At 59.0% G+C, this 19,569-nt stretch carries 17 protein-coding genes, 5 tRNA genes and 1 pseudogene; 3 read left to right on the top strand and 20 right to left on the bottom strand.

Annotated elements, in window-relative coordinates; genetic code table 11:
* Nucleotides 1–35: 35 nt before the first annotated feature.
* The gene (locus BW14_RS03950) at nt 36–992 is read left to right on the top strand and encodes an MIP/aquaporin family protein (protein WP_044088200.1); all 957 of its coding nucleotides are present in this window, start codon (nt 36–38) and stop codon (nt 990–992) included.
* Here BW14_RS03950 and BW14_RS03945 read toward each other — a convergent pair.
* The 17 genes and pseudogenes from BW14_RS03945 to BW14_RS03865 form a co-directional block, all read right to left on the bottom strand.
* On the bottom strand, nt 891–1,193 hold the full coding sequence (locus tag BW14_RS03945; RefSeq protein WP_081886515.1) for a DUF3017 domain-containing protein: 303 nt from the start codon (nt 1,191–1,193) through the stop codon (nt 891–893). The two genes, BW14_RS03950 and BW14_RS03945, sit on opposite strands and share 102 nt — an antisense overlap.
* Before the next feature lie 158 nt (nt 1,194–1,351).
* Nucleotides 1,352–2,989: a bifunctional phosphoribosylaminoimidazolecarboxamide formyltransferase/IMP cyclohydrolase gene (purH, locus tag BW14_RS03940; protein WP_044088201.1), complete on the bottom strand. Its 1,638-nt coding sequence runs from the start codon at nt 2,987–2,989 to the stop codon at nt 1,352–1,354.
* Nucleotides 2,943–4,314: pseudogene (locus BW14_RS03935) on the bottom strand (DUF6350 family protein); the annotation flags it as partial. The gene purH and the pseudogene BW14_RS03935, both read right to left, overlap by 47 nt.
* A 29-nt stretch (nt 4,315–4,343) precedes the next feature.
* Nucleotides 4,344–5,255 (bottom strand): succinate--CoA ligase subunit alpha, encoded by a 912-nt coding sequence (gene sucD / locus BW14_RS03930; protein ID WP_140489282.1) that lies wholly within the window; start codon nt 5,253–5,255, stop codon nt 4,344–4,346.
* A complete protein-coding gene (gene sucC / locus BW14_RS03925) occupies nt 5,255–6,457 on the bottom strand; it encodes an ADP-forming succinate--CoA ligase subunit beta (RefSeq protein ID WP_044088203.1) in 1,203 nt (400 codons plus the stop codon). The genes sucD and sucC overlap by 1 nt, the downstream gene beginning before the upstream one ends.
* A 128-nt stretch (nt 6,458–6,585) precedes the next feature.
* Entirely contained in the window at nt 6,586–7,167 is a 582-nt protein-coding gene (locus tag BW14_RS03920; protein WP_044088204.1) for an adenine phosphoribosyltransferase, read from the bottom strand.
* A gap of 79 nt (nt 7,168–7,246) precedes the next feature.
* Nucleotides 7,247–7,651: a preprotein translocase subunit YajC gene (yajC, locus tag BW14_RS03915; RefSeq protein ID WP_140462783.1), complete on the bottom strand. Its 405-nt coding sequence runs from the start codon at nt 7,649–7,651 to the stop codon at nt 7,247–7,249.
* Between the two features lie 113 nt (nt 7,652–7,764).
* Complete coding sequence (gene ruvB / locus BW14_RS03910; RefSeq protein WP_140462739.1) at nt 7,765–8,829, bottom strand: Holliday junction branch migration DNA helicase RuvB; 1,065 nt, start codon at nt 8,827–8,829, stop codon at nt 7,765–7,767.
* A complete protein-coding gene (gene ruvA, locus BW14_RS03905; RefSeq protein WP_044088209.1) occupies nt 8,826–9,458 on the bottom strand; it encodes a Holliday junction branch migration protein RuvA in 633 nt (210 codons plus the stop codon). Before ruvA ends, ruvB begins: the two co-directional genes overlap by 4 nt.
* 90 nt (nt 9,459–9,548) lie before the next feature.
* Nucleotides 9,549–10,133 carry a crossover junction endodeoxyribonuclease RuvC gene (gene ruvC / locus BW14_RS03900; protein ID WP_044088210.1) on the bottom strand — a complete coding sequence of 195 codons (585 nt, stop codon included), beginning with the start codon at nt 10,131–10,133 and terminating at the stop codon, nt 9,549–9,551.
* Nucleotides 10,134–10,139: 6 nt separating this feature from the next.
* Entirely contained in the window at nt 10,140–10,895 is a 756-nt protein-coding gene (locus BW14_RS03895; protein WP_044088211.1) for a YebC/PmpR family DNA-binding transcriptional regulator, read from the bottom strand.
* Between the two features lie 109 nt (nt 10,896–11,004).
* On the bottom strand, nt 11,005–13,038 hold the full coding sequence (gene thrS / locus BW14_RS03890) for a threonine--tRNA ligase (protein ID WP_140462740.1): 2,034 nt from the start codon (nt 13,036–13,038) through the stop codon (nt 11,005–11,007).
* Between the two features lie 186 nt (nt 13,039–13,224).
* Nucleotides 13,225–13,300 (bottom strand) — tRNA-Gly (locus tag BW14_RS03885).
* A gap of 31 nt (nt 13,301–13,331) precedes the next feature.
* A tRNA-Val gene (locus BW14_RS03880) sits at nt 13,332–13,404 on the bottom strand.
* A 47-nt stretch (nt 13,405–13,451) separates the two neighbouring features.
* A tRNA-Val gene (locus BW14_RS03875) sits at nt 13,452–13,523 on the bottom strand.
* 40 nt (nt 13,524–13,563) lie between these two features.
* A tRNA-Cys gene (locus tag BW14_RS03870) sits at nt 13,564–13,634 on the bottom strand.
* 28 nt (nt 13,635–13,662) lie between these two features.
* Nucleotides 13,663–13,735: transfer RNA gene (locus BW14_RS03865), tRNA-Gly, on the bottom strand.
* Between the two features lie 158 nt (nt 13,736–13,893).
* Between BW14_RS03865 and BW14_RS03860 the strand changes: the two genes are divergently transcribed.
* The gene (locus BW14_RS03860) at nt 13,894–14,727 is read left to right on the top strand and encodes a PAC2 family protein (RefSeq protein ID WP_044088214.1); all 834 of its coding nucleotides are present in this window, start codon (nt 13,894–13,896) and stop codon (nt 14,725–14,727) included.
* A gap of 264 nt (nt 14,728–14,991) precedes the next feature.
* Here the strand turns inward: BW14_RS03860 and uppP are convergent, their stop codons facing one another.
* Complete coding sequence (gene uppP, locus BW14_RS03855; RefSeq protein ID WP_044088215.1) at nt 14,992–15,876, bottom strand: undecaprenyl-diphosphatase UppP; 885 nt, start codon at nt 15,874–15,876, stop codon at nt 14,992–14,994.
* Nucleotides 15,877–16,014: 138 nt separating this feature from the next.
* On the opposite strand from uppP, the gene BW14_RS03850 reads away from it, so the two are divergent.
* On the top strand, nt 16,015–16,806 hold the full coding sequence (locus BW14_RS03850; RefSeq protein ID WP_140462741.1) for a fructosamine kinase family protein: 792 nt from the start codon (nt 16,015–16,017) through the stop codon (nt 16,804–16,806).
* Between the two features lie 74 nt (nt 16,807–16,880).
* On the opposite strand, the gene dnaJ is transcribed toward BW14_RS03850, so the two are convergent.
* Together dnaJ and hrcA are read right to left on the bottom strand one after the other, a co-directional pair.
* Entirely contained in the window at nt 16,881–18,026 is a 1,146-nt protein-coding gene (gene dnaJ, locus BW14_RS03845; RefSeq protein WP_044088217.1) for a molecular chaperone DnaJ, read from the bottom strand.
* Nucleotides 18,027–18,082: 56 nt separating this feature from the next.
* Nucleotides 18,083–19,207: a heat-inducible transcriptional repressor HrcA gene (hrcA, locus tag BW14_RS03840; protein WP_140462742.1), complete on the bottom strand. Its 1,125-nt coding sequence runs from the start codon at nt 19,205–19,207 to the stop codon at nt 18,083–18,085.
* Nucleotides 19,208–19,569: the final 362 nt, after the last annotated feature.

Genomic DNA, 19,569 nt, shown 5'->3' with positions numbered 1-19,569 from the left:
CGCTCGCCTTCCAACAGATGAAAAGGAAATAAATCATGGAAAAAACCAAGCAACAGCCGCTGGCCCTGCGCGTATGCGCAGAACTGGCCGGCAGCCTTCTGCTGTGCTTTGCCATTTACGCGTTCTCCACCTGGGGCTCCGCCGTATATGGTGTGAACGTTGTGTTCGCGCCGCTCGCCACAGGTCTGTCCTATGCGGTCATCTCCGCGCTATTCGCACGCGTGTCCGGCGCTCAACTGAACCCTGCCGTCACCGTGGCAGCGGTGCTCACCGCGAAAACCAAACTGGCGGACGGCATCCTGTATGTCATCGCGCAGGTAATCGGCGCCATCGCCGCGGCGTTCGCTGTGGTGAAGCTGCTCCCCACTTCCGAGCAGGTCGCAGCCAAGGTGTGGCTCTCCCCCGCCGTCAACGGTTTCGAGCAAGGTTCGGTGTCATATTCGTTGCTGACCCAGTACGGCATCACGTTCTCGGTGACTTTGGCGATCGTGGTCGAGGTGATCGGCTCGCTGGTGGTGGTGGCCGCCGCCATGTCGTCCATGAGCGCAGATGGCACGAATTCCGATCGCTATGCGCTGACCATGGGCGGCGCGTACGGCATCGCCGTGGCGATCAGCTATCCGGTGACCGGCGCTGGCCTGAATCCGGCACGCTCCACGGGTATCGCATTGGCTGCCATAAACGAGGGCTTGACCCAGAACCCTGTGCAGCAGCTGTGGGTGTTCTGGATCGCTCCGGTGCTGGCCGCCGCAATCGTGGCGTTGGTCATGATCGTCGTGCAGATGGCTACTACGCCGAAGCCCAAGGCCTATGATTCCGTGGCTGATGAGGCTGATGGCCAGGTGACTGCGGATGTCCAAGAGGACGTCGCAGACCAGACCGTACAGGACTCAGTGCAGGAAGGTGCCGGCGAGCGGGCCGAAGAAGCTGAAGTACGTGATCAGCAAGCCGATTCCCAGCGCGATGCCGATGAAGGAATCGAACGCCACTGAGCGTACTTTCCAAGGGCTTTTCTCCCGTAGCACAAGACGAATAAGCCCGGTGCCGATGGCCGTCACAGCAAGCAATACTGTGGCGGCCATCGTGTATCCGGATGCGGCAATCACCGTGATGACGACAACGATGCCGAGCACGATCCATTCGAACCAAGGTTTGCCTTCGTGGGCTTCGGATACGAAAGGATGATTGCGCATGTTGCTTCCTTGTGTCGCTTGAGGTACATGAGGTACGTGAACAGAATAGCAGGTAAACAACAGCGGCTGGGTTTCTGCCGGTTTGCATCGCAAACTTTCAGAAACCCAGCCGCTGTCATGGTGTTGTCATGGTTCCGTTCGAGGGGAACGGCAGAGGATCAGTGGAAGAAGTGGCGGGTACCGGTCAGGTACATGGTCACGCCGGCCTTCTTGGCGGCTTCGATGACCTCTTCATCGCGAATGGATCCTCCAGGCTGCACGATGGCCTTCACGCCGGCATCGATAAGCACTTGGGCGCCATCGGCGAAGGGGAAGAACGCATCGGATGCGGCAACTGAGCCGGTGGCACGGTCCGCACCATCAGCGAGCGTGTTTGCACGCTCGACGGCCAGATGGCAGGAGTCCACACGATTCACCTGACCCATGCCGATGCCGACGGTCGCCTGGTCATGCGCCAGAAGGATGGCGTTCGACTTCACACAGCGGATGGCACGCCATGCGAACACCAGATCCTTGAGCGTGGACTCGTCGGCGGGGTCGCCGGACACCAGCTTCCATGCATCGGGATCATCACCGGTGGCGTTGATCAGATCGGTGTCCTGCACCAGCAGTCCCCCATCGATCTGGCGTACGGATTCATGGCCCTTAGGCGGTTCCGCCACCTTGAGGATACGCAGGTTCTTCTTCTTGGTCTTCAGCAGTTCCAATGCTTCGGGCTCATAGTTCGGAGCTACGATCACCTCGGTGAAGATCGGACGTACGCTTTCGGCCATATCCAGCGTGACCTTGGAGTTGCATGCGATCACGCCGCCGTATGCGCTCATCGGATCACAGGCATGGGCCTTCTTGTGGGCTTCGGCAGCTGTGGCGCCGATGGCCAGTCCGCATGGATTGTTGTGCTTCACCACAGCCACGGCGATGGCCGGAGCCATATCCCATACCGTGCGCCATGCCGCATCCGCATCCACATAGTTGTTGTAGCTCATCGGCTTGCCGCCTAGCTGCTCAGCATGGGCGAAACCGGTCTGATTCAGCGGATCGATGTACAGGGCGGCCTGCTGGTGGGAGTTCTCGCCGTAGCGCAGCGTATGCGCACGATCCCAGGTGCGGGTGTACTGGGCGGGGAACTTCGCGGAATCGACTTCCGTGCCCTGATCGTCCGTATCGATCTCCGTGTCGGCAAGGGAAGCCGGCTTCGTCCAATGCTTGGCGGCCCACTCATTGATGGTGGCGTCATAGGCGGCGGTGTGCGCGAATGCCTTGGCCGCCAGCCACTTGCGTTCCTCCAGCGAGAAACCGGTGCCGTCAGCCACACGGGCTGCGACCAGTGCATAATCGCCGGGATCGGTGACGATGGCCACAGTCGCATGGTTCTTGGCTGCGCCACGGACCATGGAGGGGCCGCCGATGTCGATTTTCTCGATGGTATCCGCTTCGTTGGCGCCGGAACGTACGGTATCGGCGAACGGATAGAGGTTGACGACGACCAGATCGAACGGCTTGATGCCAAACTCCTCAAGCTGCTTCGCATGCTCGGGGTTCGTCATGTCAGCCAGAATCCCTGCATGAATATACGGGTGAAGGGTTTTGACGCGACCATCCAAGCATTCAGGGAATCCGGTGACTTGAGACACCTCAGTGACCTTGACGCCCAGTTCCATGAGCCTCTTGGCGGTCGAACCAGTGGAGACGACCTCTGTACCTGCCTTCACGAACGCGTCGGCGAGTACTTCGATTCCCTCCTTGTGGAAGACGGAAACCAGTGCCCGTCGTATCGGCCTGTTCGTGTTTGTCATCCTTGTTCCTCCTTGGATTGTTCGGGTTGAGACATATGTGAGCGCGGCTGAGACGTGGAACGGACAGCTGCAGGAACAGTGGTGCTGGAAGACTTGACTTTTCCAACAATCCAGAATACCGAAAAAACAAGTGCTGTGCCAATCAGCGCGACAAGCCAGGCTGCGAGAAGTCCCAACGCCGCTGCATGGCCGATGGTCTGGGTCGAAGCCATCACGTCGACGCCTACGTGTGCGAGGCGATGCTGCCCAAGCGATCCGTTGGACACGGTGAACAGGAGCGTCGCACCAAGGGAGAGCAGCGCTGCGCTGATGCAGAACGTGGCTGCGGGGTACGCCAGATGGATCGCCACCGAACCGCGCAATTGCGCATCTCGGACGTCCAAAGGCCTGTAACGGAATCCCTGAGGGAGGAACAGCACCAGCAGGCCGACCACCAGCGCGGTGGCGAATGGAATGCTCATGGCCACTGTCCGCCACAATTCGCTGGTGACCGGTTCGGGAAGAATACCGAACACCGGGACCGCCGGCAAGTCGTTCGATTGACCGACCCAGAGGGTGAAACTGGCCAGTTCGCCGATTGAGAATCCAGCTCCGAAGAGCCACGACATCGCCCATATCACCAGGTTAGGTAGCCATATGATCATCGCGATGGTGGTGAGGATACGCGACCCGTTCTCCATACCGGACATCGCGAATATGGAACCCACGGCATTATGGTTCAAGACAATCCAGATGATCACCGTTATCGTTCCGGCCAGCAAATACAATGCCATGATCAACGCACTGACCAATCCGCCGAGCTTGACGCAACGGGTCGCCTGCGGGGACAGCACGGTTCCGGCTGCCCGGGAGACCGCATCGATGATGGACGAATGCATAATGCCGGCGAGTCCATAGCCCAGCGCATACACCAACGCCGATTTGACGAGCACAAGCCAGCCGGCATCCACCAATCCCCCGCCCAGCGACAGCTGGAAGCACTGGTTGATGATCAGCCATGTGATGAGTCCGGGCAGAAAGGCATGGATGCTGACGGCCTGCAGTCGTATCGCAAGGGCATCGATGAGCCAGATGAGCAGGATGGTGAGCAACAACGGTGTAATGGTAAGGGTCACCGCGTCGGTGATGAAACCGGATCCCTCGCTCAGCAGCACTATGGCCTGCGTAAGGGGCACAGTGCTGGACGTGAGGTTATCGCCGCCCTCTTCCATGGATATGACGAGAAGCATCAACGCTATGAAGCATCCCAATGCGATGGCATACACGGCCATGGCTGCAAGGGACACGACGATTCCTCGCAGCCATTGGCGTATCACTGTTTTCATGGAGACCGTTCTGTTGGCTATTCGGGCGATCAGGCCAGGTCGATCTTGGCGAGCAGGTCGCGCATGATCTGCGCAGCCTGACCCGGGGTCTTGCCCACCGGGATGCCAGCTGCCTCCAAGGCTTTCTTCTTGTCCTGTGCAGTGCCCTTGCCTCCGGAGACGATGGCTCCTGCATGACCCATCTGCTTGCCTTCGGGTGCGGTGAATCCGGCGATATATGCCACGACGGGTTTGGTCATATGCTCCTTGGCCCATGCGGCGGCCTCTTGTTCGGCAAAACCACCGATCTCACCGATCATCATGACGGCCTTGGTGTTCGGATCCGCTTCGAATGCCTCCAATGCCTCCAGCAGCGTGGTACCCACGATGGGGTCGCCGCCAGCGCCCAGGCATGCGGTGAAGCCGATGTCCGAGAGCTCGCCCATCAGCTGATAGGTGAGCGTACCCGACTTGGACACCAGTCCCAACGGCCCGCGGGCGACGATGCCATCCGGGATGATGCCCAGATTGACTCCGGGATTGCCGAGCGTGATAAGACCGGGACAATTCGGTCCGATGATGCGAACGCCTTTCTGCTGGGCCAGCTCCACGAAATATGCGGAGTCGGATACCGGAATGCCTTCGGTAATGACCACGACGAGCTCGATGCCGGCTTCGACCGCTTCCACTACAGCGCTCTTGGCGAAACGCGGCGGCACGAACACCACACTCGCCTTGGCTCCGGTGGCCTCCCGCGCCTCACCGCAGTTGGCGTATACGGGGATGCTCGCATCCTGGCCGTCATGAGCGGCGGAGAATGTGACCGAAGTCCCAGCCTTACGCGGGTTCACGCCGCCGACGATATTGGTGCCCGCCTTCAGCATGCGTGCAGTATGGGTCATGCCCTGATGGCCGGTCATACCCTGAACGATGACCGGTGCGCCATCCTCAATGAACAGCATCAGCGGACCTCCTTGGAATGGGTGGATTCGGCGGCGAGCTGTGCCGCCTTGTAGGCTGCGCCTTCCATGGTTTCGGATACGTGGATGGTCGGTCTTGCGGCTTCAGCCAGGATATGAAGTCCTTCCGCCGCCGCATTGCCGTCGAAACGCACCACGATGGGCTTGGGGCTTCCCAGCGTCTTGACCGCCTCGAGAATGCCATTGGCGACCTCGACACACGAGGTGATGCCACCGTAGACGTTGATGAACACGGATTCCACCTGCGGATCGGAGAGCACGATTTCGAGGCTGTTGGCCATGACCGTCGCTGAGGCGCCGCCGCCGATATCCAGGAAATTCGCCGGCTTGATGCCGGTGCCCTGTTCTTCGCCCGCACCCGAGACGGCGTCCAACGAGCTCATGACCAGGCCTGCACCGTTGCCGATGACACCGACTTCACCATGCAGATGCACGTAGTGCAGGCCATGCTCGCGCGCCTTCTGCTCGAATGGGTCGGGAACGACCGGGTCGATGAAACGGGTCCAGCCGTCATGGCGGAATGACGCGTTGTCGTCCAATGAGATCTTGGCATCCAACGCGCAAAGCTGCTTGGTGGATTCGTCATCAGGGTCACCGATTTTGGCCAGAGGATTGATCTCCACCAATGTGGCGTCGTTGTCCTTGAAGCATTTCCACATCTTGAGCAGAATCTGAGCGGCCTGATCCACATCAGCGTGGTAGAAGCCGATGGCTTCGGCCATCTTGGTGGCCGCCTCAAGATCGAAATCGCCCAATGCTTCTATGTGCAGCCTTTTGACCGATTCGGGATGCTCTTTGGCAATCTCCTCGACTTCCGTGCCGCCATTGGCGGTCGCCAGCACGTCGAAATCTCGAGAGGTGCGATCCACCGAGATGGAGACATAGTATTCGTGCAGCACGTTCTTCGCTTCGGCCACCAGCACGCCAGAGACCTTGTGACCATGGATGGTCATCGGAAGAATGCTCTCTGATTCCAGGATGGCTTCATCCCGGTTGTGCGCTATCTTCACGCCGCCAGCCTGGCCGCGGTGACCTATTTTGACCTGTGCTTTGATGACGCACGGGTATCCGATTTTATCTGCGGCTTCAGCGACTTCATGGGAGTTCTGTGCGAAGATGGCACCCGGAGTGGGGATGTCCTGTTCTTCCAGCAACTCTCGCGCCTGATACTCGTAAAGATCCATGGATCCTTCCCTGCTGAAATGAATAATCCGGCATGTAACTGTACATGCTACATGCCGGAAGAGTAAAAACCGAGTCTATTGTCTGAGATATCAACGAAACGCCCAGACGGGCCTCTTGTGCATATTGCTCACGCTGGCATCGAAATCAAGGAAGTCACCGGCACGTCACCGAGCTTGTCGATGCCATCCAATCCGTTGAGACGCATGACGAAGCTGAATCCGGCCACCTTCCCGCCGGCCTTTTCGATGAGGTCTGCGGCGGCTTTGGCAGTGCCGCCGGTCGCGATGAGATCATCCACGATGAGCACTCGCTCGCCATGGGCGACCGCGCTGGTTTCGATTTCCACACTGGCTGTGCCGTATTCGAGGTCATAGGATTCCCCGATGGTCTCGGGCGGCAGCTTGCCGGCTTTACGCACTGCGATGAATCCCTTGCCGAGCTGCGCGGCGAGAATCGGCCCGAACAGGAAACCACGGGACTCAAGACCTGCTACCGCATCAAACTGTTCGGGGGCGACCGGAAGCGTTTCGGCGATCGCGGCAATCAGGATCTGCAAGCCCCGCGGATCTGCGATAACCGGCATGAAATCACGGAAGATGATGCCTTCCTTGGGAAAACCTGGTACGGAACGAACCAGTGATACCAGATATTCGGCATCCTCCTTGCCTACGGTGTTCAATGCCTCGATAGTGATGTCCGACTGTGCCATGTTGCTTTGCCTCTTTGGTCCTGACCGGGTTCTTCGCCGTACGTTACCGCACGGACTGTTGCCTTGCGGATTCGATGTGTTACTTGGCCTCGCCGTTATCGCCGGACTTGGTCTCGACCTCGGCAGTGACGCCTTCAATCGGCTTCTGCGCCTCGGCGTCGTCCGTCGGGGTCTCATTGGCGTTGTCCGGCAGGGGGTTGCCGTTTTCGTCTACTTCGTCGTCGGATACATAAGCCGGACGAGTGTATTCACGGGCGATGGCGTTGAAGGAGAAACGCATCTTGGAGCCTTCGGAGTCAATGACGATTTCCTCGTACTGCTCATCGACCTCGACGACCTTACCGATCACCTGACCGATGGTGATGATCTCAGTACCAGGCTTGAGATTGCGGCGAAAGTCCTGTTTTTCGGCCTGCTGCTGCTTGGCTTTCTTGGACTGCCACCACATCATGCCGCCGATGACCACGACCATGACGATAAGCATTGCGTATGAAGGATCCACGGAACACTCCTTTAATAAACCATCGCGATCCAAACATCAGGCGTCTGACTGCCGCCATGTTGACATCCGACCACGTTATGCAAACAGGCTAAAGTCTAGAAGAGCTTGCTGACATCATCCTTGGGCGTAATGCCCAGATGCGCCCATGCTTTCTCGGTGGCGACGCGCCCCTTGGGGGTGCGCATCAGGAAGCCTTCACGCACCAGGTACGGCTCGCAGACGGTCTCCACGGTTTCGGACTCCTCCCCCACCATGGCGGCGAGGTTGTTCAAGCCTACCGGTCCACCGTTGAAATTGCGGACTATGGCGTTCAGCACCGCAATATCCAGCCGGTCCAATCCTTCGGAATCGATCTGGTAGAGCGCCAGAGCCTCTTTGACATCCGAGGGGCGCACCATGACCAGATCATGGACTATGGCCCAGTCTCGGACTCGTCGCAGCAGACGATTGGCGATTCGCGGCGTGCCTCTGGACCGCAGGGCGAGTTCATGGGCCGATCCTTCATCCAGATTCACGCCCAGCACATTCGCGGATCGTTCGATGAGCTTCTCGAGTTCCTCATGAGGATAGAAATCCAGATGCGCCGTGAACCCGAAACGCGCGCGCAACGGACTCGGCAGCATGCCTTCGCGTGTTGTTGCTCCGATCACGGTGAATCGCGGCAGGGTCAGCGGAATTGAACTTGCACCCGGACCTTTGCCCACCATGACGTCTACACGGAAATCCTCCATCGCGATATAGAGCAGCTCCTCCGCCGCACGCGGCAGACGATGGATCTCGTCGATGAACAGCACCTCGCCGGTATCGAGCGAACTGAGAATGGATGCCAGATCGCCCGCATGCTGCACCGCAGGTCCGGAAGTGACACGAATCGGCACTTCCAGTTCATTGGCGACGATCATGGCCAGCGTGGTCTTGCCCAAGCCCGGAGGACCGGCCAGCAGAATATGGTCAGGCGGCACATCCCGCTTGCGCGCGGCATCCAGAAACAGCTGGAGCTGGGCTTTGAGCCGTGGCTGCCCGATGAACCCATCCAGCACATGTGGCCGCAGTTCCTCGTCGCTGACCGGCTCATTGCCGATGGGCTGCGATGACACCATGCGCAACGATTCCTCGTTGGCCCCAGTATTCGACGTGCCGAAATCAACGGATTCGTTCATGAGCGTCCCCTATCCATCAAGGTGAGAGCGAATCGCAGGACCCGTGGCACATCGTCATCGGACAGCGGCGTCGCTATGTCGTTGTCCGCGATGGCTTCGGCGACGGCCTGTTGGGCGTCCTGTTGACGCCATCCCAGCGACATGAGTCCCTCCACCACCTGTTCGGAACCGTTGTCCACTGTTGCGCGGCTCGACGATGCGGTTGGGACGCTTTCGTCTTCAATCGTGTTCAGGTCAATCGAACCTTTGAGCTCCAGGATGATTTTCTGCGCGCCTTTTTTGCCCAGTCCCGGTGCTTTGGCGAGTGCGGTCGCATCATTATCGGCTATGGCTTTCACCAGCTGAATCGGCGTGAGTGTGGAAAGCAACGACTGTGCCACCTTTGGGCCGATGCCGGAGACCTTGATCAGTTGCAGGAATGTCATTTTGGCGTCGCGGTCGAGAAAACCATGCAGAGATACAGCGTCCTGCGAGATATTCATATACGTGTAGACGCGCGTTTCCTGCCCGGCATGAAGTCTGCCGAGGTCTGTTGACGACATGCGCACCTCATACCCCACGCCGGAGACGTCGATCAGTGCGATATCGGATTCCACTGACTCGACTCGTCCGGTCAGCATCCCGATCATCCGCATCTCCTTTCGCTCGGCTGAATGCTGCTGTTCAGCATTCGGATCAAACGCTCGAACAACTGTTCGAAGTATACTATATGCCCTCCACTACATGCCGCGATCATGATTAATACGGCGACGTGTCGTATGCTGAGCGGCTTCGGCCCATTGACGCTGTGCAGCGGTCAGATGCTGCTCACGTTCCCCGCCTTGCAGCGCGCCCGCAGGTCGCAGGGCATGGCATATGGCCAAGGCAAGCGCATCGGCCGCATCGGCCGGAGTAGGCATCTTGGTGAGGTTCAGAATGCGCGTCACCATGCGCTCGACTTGGACTTTCTGTGCCTGGCCATTGCCGGTAATGGCCAATTTCGCCTCGGTGGGGGTGTGCAAAGCCACCGGAATGTTACGCTGTGCTGCGGCAAGCATGGCGAGACCTGCTGCCTGGGCGGTGCCAAGCACCGTGTTGCGGTTGGATTGTGCGAACACTCGTTCGATGGAGACGCTATCCGGGGCGAAACGATCCATTTTCTCGGACAGTCCGTTGTAGATGGCGAGCAGGCGCAGGTCTTGGGAAATGTCAGGAGAGGAACGTACGACGTCGACGTGAATAAAAGAAAGCCGGCGATGTTCGCCGGCTTCGATCACGCCGACCCCGCAACGTGTAAGCCCGGGATCGACGCCAAGGATGATCACTGCGGATTACTCCTCATCCAGCTGAGCCATGACCTCATCGGAAGCGGTCCAGTTGGAGTAGATGTTCTGCACATCATCAAGATCGTCAAGGTTGTCGATGAGCTTGGACACCTTGCGGGCATCCTCAAGGCCCAGCTCGACCTCGTTCTTCGGCTGCATGACCTGATCGGCGGAATCGTAATCAAAACCAGCATCCTGAAGCGCCTTGCGCACCACGAACAGGTCGGACGGGCCGGTGATCACGGTGTAGACCTCACCGTCGTCGGCCACATCCTCGGCACCTGCCTCGGCAGCGGTCTCGAACAGCTTGTCGTAATCCACGCCCTCGGACGGAACCACGATCTGGCCCTTGCGCTCGAAGTTGAAGGAGACAGAGCCGGAGGTGGCCAAGGAGCCATTGCCCTTGGTCAGGGTGGATCGCACTTCGGCCGCGGCACGGTTGCGGTTATCGGTAAGGCACTCGATGATGAGGCCGACGCCGGCAGGAGCATAGCCCTCGTACACGATGTCCTCGTAGTTGGCGGCACCGTCTTCGTCACCAGCGCCACGCTTGACGGCGCGAGCGATGTTGTCGGCCGGCATGGAAGCCTTCTTGGCCTTGTAAATGGCGTCATACAGAGACGGGTTGCCATCCGGGTCGCCACCGCCCAGACGGGCGGCGATTTCGATGTTCTTGATGAGCTTGGCGAAGAGCTTGCCGCGCTTGGCGTCGATGGCGGCCTTCTTGTGCTTGGTGGTCGCCCACTTGGAATGACCTGACATTAATGCTCCTAGCGATTAATCGAATGATGTCAAACGAAATGATTGTAGGCCGGTAATCAGACATCGCCGATTGCCGGCCTACCTGTACAGGGTTGGAGGATGCTGACGATCAGTCCTCGGTGGCGGCCTTGAAGTCGTCTGCGGAGTTGACCTGGACGCGCTTCTTGATCACGGTGAGGATCTTCGTGCGGGCCTCGTCCACCGGCACACCATTGAGTTGGCTACCGTCACGGAAGCGGAAGCTCACGGCGTTGTTGTTCATGTCCTCCTCGCCGACGATGAGGATGAACGGCACCTTGGACTTGGAGGCGTTGCGAATCTTCTTGCCGAAGCGGTCGTCGGAGGAATCGATCTCGCAGCGGACCATCTCGTCCTCGAGGGACTTGATGAACTCCTCGAGGTGCGGGGCGAACTCATCGGCCACCGGCACGCCGAGCACCTGGACCGGAGCAAGCCATGCAGGGAACGCACCGGCGTAGTGCTCGAGCAGCACGGCGAAGAAGCGCTCGATGGAGCCGAACAGGGCACGGTGAATCATCACCGGGCGCTGGTGGGTGCCATCCTTCGCGATGTACTCGAGCTGGAAGCGCTCGGGCAGGTTGAAGTCGAGCTGGATGGTCGAGACCTGCCAGGTACGGCCGATGGCGTCGCGGGCCTGCACGGAGATCTTCGGGCCGTAGAAGGCGGCGCCGCCCGGATCGGCCACGAGATGCAGACCGGACTCCTTGGCGACCTCGGCAAGCGTGTTGGTCGCCTCCTCCCAGATCTCATCGGAGCCCACGTACTTGTTCGGGTCCTTGGTGGACAGCTCGAGGTAGAAGTCACTCAGGCCGAAGTCCTTGAGCACCTTCAGCACGAAGGTGAGCAGGTTGGTCAGCTCGCCCTTCATCTGCTCGCGGGTGCAGTAGATGTGGGAATCATCCTGCGTAAGGCCTCGCACGCGGGTCAGGCCGTGGACCTCGCCGGACTTCTCGTAGCGGTACACGGTGCCGAACTCGAAGAGACGCAGCGGCAGCTCGCGGTAGGAGCGCTGGCGGGACTTGAAAATAAGGTTGTGCATCGGGCAGTTCATCGGCTTGAGGTAATAGTCGAAGCCGGGCTTGGTCACGTTGCCTTCGTCGTCGTATTCCTCATCGAGATGCATGGGCGGATACATGCCGTCCTTGTACCAGTGCAGGTGGCCGGAAGTCTCGTACAGGCCGCCCTTGGTGATGTGCGGGGTCTGTACGAAGCTGTAGTGATACTTGCGGTGCATCTCGCGGGAGTAGTCCTCCATCGCGTTGATCACTGCGGCGCCCTTCGGGTGGAAGACGGCCAGACCCGGGCCTATCTCCTCCGGGAATGAGAACAGGTCCATTTCGGCGCCGAGCTTGCGGTGGTCGCGCTTGGCAGCCTCCTCAAGACGTGTCTGATAGGCCTTGAGGTCCTCCTTGGTGGCCCATGCGGTGCCGTAGATACGCTGCATGGTGGGGTTCTTCTCGCTGCCGCGCCAGTAGGCGGCGGCGGAGCGCTCGATCTTGAAGGCCTTGATGAAGTGCGTGTTCGGCAGGTGCGGTCCGCGGCACAGGTCCTTCCACACCACGTTGCCGTCTCGGTCGATGTTGTCGTAGAAACTGAGCTCCTTGTCGGAGATCTCAGTGGCGGTGGACGGGTCGAGGTGTGCTTCCTTATCCTGAATCAGCTCGATCTTGAACGGCTGGTCGGCCTCCTCGGCCAGCGCCTCCTCCTCGGTGACCGTGCGACGGCGGAAGGACTGCGCGGACTTGATGATCCGCTGCATGTGCTTCTCGATGTTCTTGAGGTCATCGGGGGTGAATGGCTGGTCGACTTGGAAGTCGTAGTAGAAGCCGTCCTTGATGATCGGGCCTACGCCGAGCTTCGCGTTCGGGAACAGCTCCTGAACAGCCTGGGCCATGACGTGCGTGGCGGAATGGCGCATGATGCCCAGACCGTCCTCGCTGTCGAGTGCGACGGATTCGACCTTGTCGCCGTCGGACAGCGGCGTGTACAGGTCACGCAGTTCACCATTGAGGCGCACTGCGATGATGTTCTTGTCATCAGAGAACAGCTCGACACCGGTTGCGGTTGCTTCCACCTCCTTTGCTTCGCCGTTGACTGTTATGGAGATGGTAGCTTGCGCCATGATTTGTCCTTTACTATCGGGGTCCGCGGTACTAATGTGCAGGCCTGGACTGGTTAATCAACAGTGGACACGATAGGTTGGGCGTACGACAATGACGCCGCGACGGTTTCGGCGTCTGCGAGATGCATCCGGTGATGGGGTGATGGAATGAAAAAGGCCTCGATGTAATATCGAGGCCTTATGCAATGGAGCGGACAACGGGACTCGAACCCGCGGTCTCAACCTTGGCAAGGTTGCGCTTTACCAACTAAGCTATGTCCGCAGAGGAATCCGCCGTGAGAAGCGGTTTCCAGTGGGCGATGTAGGAATCGAACCTACGACCCCTTCGGTGTGAACGAAGTGCGCTAGCCGCTGCGCCAATCGCCCGAACAATTCGGTATTCAGTTATATATGACGAATCACTTCGCCTTGAGTGGGCGATACAAGATTCGAACTTGTGACCCCTTCCGTGTCAGGGAAGTGCGCTACCTCTGCGCCAACCGCCCGGGTCTTTGGTCAACACATTGGAATAATCCAATGCCTGAGAGGTGGGTACGAGAGTCGAACTCGTCTATACGGCTTTGCAGGCCGCTGCCTAACCGCTTGGCTAACCCACCGTAAGGTCTGTCAACTCATCGGACCTAGAGCGGACAACGGGACTCGAACCCGCGGTCTCAACCTTGGCAAGGTTGCGCTTTACCAACTAAGCTATGTCCGCGATGCTCTCCGCAGTGGTTTCCCCTGCCGAAGCACGAGTGATTACTATACCCACATGCATCGCATTCGTCCAGCCACGGCGTGTCGTCTCTTTCGCGGTACGCTCGCTTATGGCTGAAGCGCACATGTTGTCAGGCTTGTACACGTTACCCTGAAGGTATGAGTGAAGAAGCGCATATGACGGGGCCTGTGCTGATCGCGGCGTTCGAAGGATGGAATGACGCGTGCCAGGCTGCCACGAATGTCATTCGGCATCTTGTCGGCCGATACGAATCACGCGAAGTCCGCCATATCAACTGCGATGGCTATTACGACTATCAGGTGTCGCGTCCGATGATGTGCCACGCTGCGGGTTATGCGAATCTCATATGGCCCCAGACCACGTTCTATGACATCGCTCTGGATGACGTCCGTCATATCTATGCGCAGATCGCGCCGGAGCCTAACTACCGGTGGCGGCAGTATTGCAGTGAGAGTCTTGCCATTGCCGAGGAGCTCGATGTCAATCAGATCATCACGTTGGGGTCGATGTTTTCCGATTGTCCGCATACCAGGCCATTGCCGCTCTCGGTCAGTGATGGGGCTTGCCAATGCGAGGGTGATCGCGAATACAACGGTCCGGTGGGCATCCCCACCGTACTGGATGCGTCTGCTGCCGATCAGGGATTTGCGCATGCTTCGATGTGGGTCTCAATCCCCCAATATCTGGGCAGTGACGAATGCGCCGCAGGGACCATGCGTCTGCTGCGAGCATTGGGCGAGCGTATCGGTTTCTCGTTCGATACCGGTGATTTGCAGGCCAAAGCAGATCATTGGAAGGCCCAGGCGTCGGTGCTGGTCAGGTGCAACGATCAGCTGGGTGACTATGTCAGTCATTTGGAACGTGAATACGATCTCAAATGCAAGGCCGACGATGAGGCCTCGCCGGGAGCGCCTCAGGCAGAACAATTGGTCAAGGAAGCCGAGGACTTCCTCAGGCACATCGGCGATTAGCCGGACGGTGAAGGCCTGTGAGGGCTCGGACATTCGAGGCGTCGGACAATCATAAAGGGCTGTGAGGCTGTCGGCGGTATCAAGGCGGTACCCGTAGCCTGAGCGGTACCCCCAGCCTGAGGCGCGTTGCGTCGTGCATACAGTTGTTTTTTCTGTAAAAAACAAAGGTGTTGCATCTGTATGGACAGTTGCAACACCCTGTGTTCAGGACTGTTCTGATGTGTTACCCGGCATTCCTCACGGGACACAGCGGAACGGCACCGGTTACGCCGCAGCCGCGACCGAGGGGTCGATGGCGGGCAATACGCCGAGCAGCAGCAGAATCGCCACCACGACGGCAAGGCCGATGCGGTAGATCGCAAATGCCTTGTATGAGAAGGTCGATACGAACTTCAGGAAGCCGATGATGACGATGTATCCAAGGACAAAGCAGACGATGGCCGCTACGATGGTCGGCCCCCAGCCGGGGAACAATGCATCGGACTTGTAGTTCTTGAACGCCTTCACCGCCTCAAGCAGACCGGAGCCGAATACCGCGGGGATGGCCATAAGGAAGCTCAGGCGCACCGCGGCCTCACGCTCATAGCCGAGTGCACGACCGACGGTGATGGTACCGCCGGAACGGGAGACGCCGGGAATCAGCGCCAAAGACTGGCCGAGACCGAACAGGAACGCGTCCCGGTAGGTCATATCGGCCATCGTCTTGGACTGGCGTGCGCGCGCATCCACAATCCACAGCAGGATGCCGAAGAGGAACAGCACGGTGACCGTGATCCACAGGTTGCGCAGCGTGGTCTCGATGATGTTCTGCAGTGTGAAACCGAGGATGACGATCGGGATGGAGCCGACAATCACATTCCAGCCCATGGTGGCGTAGTAGTCGCCCTTGCCCATGCGGGATTTGAAATCTTTGCCGTTTCGCCCGAACAGGCAGGCGAACCAATGGGTCAGGATATTGATGATGTCATGGCGGAAATACAGGATGACGGCAAGCTCGGTGCCGATCTGGATGATTGCGGTGAACGCGGCACCGGGGTCGGAGCCAAGCATCAGGTCACCGAAGATGCGGATATGAGCGCTGGAGGAGACCGGGAGATATTCGGTCAGCGCCTGAATGATGCCAAGAACTATGGCTTGGAAGAAATTCATAACCCCTCTTGTTTCCTTATCTAGTTATGACGTTGAACACACTACCTAATGGGGTGTAGAACACCGCTAAGAATAAGAAATGTTGACATACATGGCTTCTACAATGGGACTCGACACAGCATGAGGAAGGGAACCGCGATGGCAACGTATCGTAAAAGCAGGCTTTTCGCCCCGCAAGGATTCTTCGAGTGCGAAGGGCGAGGCCTTGAATGGCTGGGCGCCGCCCGTCCGCAGGGAGGCCCCCGTGTGGTTCAGGTATATGGTTGGGGCAAGGACTACCTCGACATCGAGCGGGTGAGTAGCTCCTCCCCCACGGCGAAGGCCGCCTATGATTTCGGTGTGGCTTTGGCTCATATGCATGATGCCGGAGCTCGGTATTTCGGTTCCGCCCCTGATGGTTACGAAGGCACCTGCTATTTCGGGCCGCTGCAGGATCCGGTGAAAATGGATACTGGCACGTGGGGTGATCCGATCAGCTATTTCGCCGACGGTCGTCTTCGCCCGATGGTGGAGCTGGGCGTCAAGCGCGGTGAGCTTGACCATCGCGATGTGGAATTGACGGAGAAAGTCATTGAGGCCTTGCCGGATCTCATGGGCCGTGCCGCTGACGACAAGCCGGCGCGTGTTCACGGTGACCTGTGGAGCGGCAACGTGATGTGGACGGCCGATTCCGGCCATAGCGAGGCCGTGCTCATCGACCCTGCAGCACATGGCGGCCATCGTGAGGAGGACCTCGCCATGCTCCACCTGTTCGGCATGAGTTACCTTACGCAGATCATGGAAGGGTATCAGACCGCCCATCCGCTGAAGGCCGGCTGGCAGGAACGTCTGACGCTGTGGCAGCTCTACCCCATCGCCGGTCATTGTGTTTTCTTCGGTGGCGGCTATGTGAGCGAATACCGTTCCATGTGCCGTTCGCTGCTGGGCTGATCGTACAGACCTGAAAACGGAAAAGCCGCTCTCCCCTACTGCCGTAAGGGAAAGCGGCTTATTCCAACGCTTGCTCAGCTGAGTGCGTCCTTCAGCTTGGAGAAGAAGCCTTTCTTCTGGGTGCTGTTCTGCGGGCGTGATGCCTGGGATACATGTGAGGCGCCAGCATCATGGGATGCTGCGAACTGTTCGATGAGACTGCGCTCGTCGTCGCTGAGTTTGGTCGGAACCATGACGTTCACATGTGCGATGAGATCGCCGCGCTCTTCGTTGTTGCGGATATTCGTGACGCCCAATCCCTTGAGCGTCACGGTGTCCTCCGGCTGGCATCCGGCGGGGATGCTCACGGTCTGTTTGCCGTCGAACGTATCGATATCGAGGTCGTGGCCGAGAATCGCCCAACTCATAGGAACCTGAATCCAGCAATGGAGGTCGTCGCCGTCGCGCGTGAATTGTTTGTCCGCTCGGATTCGGATATCGATGTACAAGTCGCCTGCTGCGCCGCCGCCTTCTCCGACCTCGCCTTGATTGGCGAGACGCAGACGGGCGTTGTCGCTGATGCCGGCGGGGACGGTAACGCCGACATTGCGCGTGGAACGCACGCGTCCATGACCCATGCAGCTCGGGCATGGATTCTTGATGATGGTGCCATGTCCCTCGCAACGTTCGCACGGCGCGGATGTCATCATCTGACCGAGCATGGTGCGAACGACCTTCTGCATGAATCCTCGACCGTGGCAGTCCGGGCATGTGACCGGCTGGGCGCCTCCCTGGGCTCCTGAGCCGCCGCAATCCTGGCAGAGGGAGAACGTATTGATCTTCACATGGGCGGTGCCGCCGAACACTGCGGTCCTCAAATCGATGGAGGCGGATGCCAGCGCATCCCGCCCCGGCTGGGTGCGTGGCACCGGTCCCTGCGCTCCCCCGCCGAACGCCGAACCGAAGAACGTGGAGAACACGTCGTTCATGTCGCCGAATCCGCCGGAGAATCCGCCTGCGCCGGCGTTGGGGTCGTTGGGGTCCACGCCGGAATCATACATTCGTCGCTTATCGGGATTCGACAACACCTCATAGGCGTTGTTCACTTCTTTGAACTTGTCCTCGAACTCGGGCCCCGCGATATCCGGATGGTATTTGCGGCTTAGCTTGCGGTAGGCCTTCTTGATATCAGCATCGCTGGCATTGCGGTCGACGCCTAGGGTTTCGTAATAATCTGCCACTGATATGTTCCTTTTGTGTTCGAATGATCTGCGGGTTATTGTGCCACAGCCCTCGGTCAGTGCGAATGGTGCTGATCGGCTGCAGGCCGGTCTTGTATGCCGTTCTCGGAAATGAACGCCGTGAGGTATCGGGCGACTGCCTTGACGGCCGACATGGTGGCCAGATAATCCATGTGCGTCGGGCCGATCGATCCGACGAAGGCCACTGGCTCACCGGCGTCCGTGGAACTGGACGATGATTCCCCATCCTGTGCGTGGTCGGCCACAGCGTTGCTGTGGCCGTATCCGCTGCTGACCACCGAGGCATGCAGCAATCCAGGAGTATGGCTTTCGGAGCCGATGGCCACGCCGACGCCGGTGGCGTTGGTTTCTTCACTGAGGTTGCTCATCAGCTTCATCAGCACCACCTGCTCTTCAAGCGCGTCAAATAGCGGTGCGAGGTCGGACAGTGAACGCGAATGCGCCAGATGGGATGCGCCGGACATGTACAGCTCGTTCGCGCGTTCGTCCAATGCCATCGAGGCGAAGGCGTCCGCCAGTGCGCACGCCACTTCGTGCACCGTGGAGAATTCGGCTTCCTCAGCTATGGAGCGTACCTTCTCCGCCGCCGACGACAGCGACAGCCCACTGCATTGCTCGTTGACTGTCGAAGAAATCCGATTGATGTCGTCGACAGCCGGCATGGCGGACACGGCAAGGCCATGCTGCGCTACCTGACCCGTATCGGTAATGACCACGGCAAGCAGCGTCGTCATTGCGACCGGGACCATTTCCACATGCCGAAGCGTCGCCTTGGCGAGCGAAGGGGATGCCACTACGGCGACCTGACCTGTGATCTCCGACAGCAGCCGGGCGGCTCGTTGCAGCGCGTCCTTCAGGCTGACGGAGCCGGAGAGGAAACTGTTGATACCTCTTCGCTGCGCCTCGCTGAGAGGCACTACCGTGGCCAGTCGATCCACGAAATACCGGTACCCCTTTTCCGTGGGGACGCGGCCTGCGGAGGTATGGGGCTGGATGAGATACCCCTCATCTTCAAGCGCCGCCATGTCGTTCCTTATGGTGGCGGAGCTGACGCCGAGATCATGGTCCCTGGTCAATGAGGTGGACCCCACCGGTTCCTGGGAGCGAATGTAATCTTCGACCACGGCGCGCAGCACCAGCATGCGTCTAGATTGCGCCATGCGCGCCTCCTTATATATACGACAATTCACCGATTATTCATGTAGTGGTACGTCCCTACGTTGTCCATCGACCAAAGCAACGACACGCGGAGGGGGACTCCGGCACCTATCGGCGTGTCTTGCAAGCTATACGCCGCAATGGCAACGGCAAACGTGCCTGTACTTATTGTATTAGCACTCATGAGTTTCGAGTGCTAACGCGTTCGTCGGTAGCGAAGCGATGTGAATTGTGAACGCTAACAGCACACAAACTACCAAAACACGCCAAATATGCACCACAAACGTCGTCTTGCGACGCTAGCATGGAAAACGCAATGTGAGGGCGTCATGCGCCCGGCACAAGCCGGATACGCGGCCCGACC

Source organism: Bifidobacterium sp. UTBIF-68 (genome assembly GCF_006408855.1).
GTDB classification, from domain to species: domain Bacteria; phylum Actinomycetota; class Actinomycetes; order Actinomycetales; family Bifidobacteriaceae; genus Bifidobacterium; species Bifidobacterium reuteri.
The sequence above is the reverse complement of the archived record's forward strand: the minus strand, read 5'-3'. Positions and strand labels throughout refer to the sequence as shown.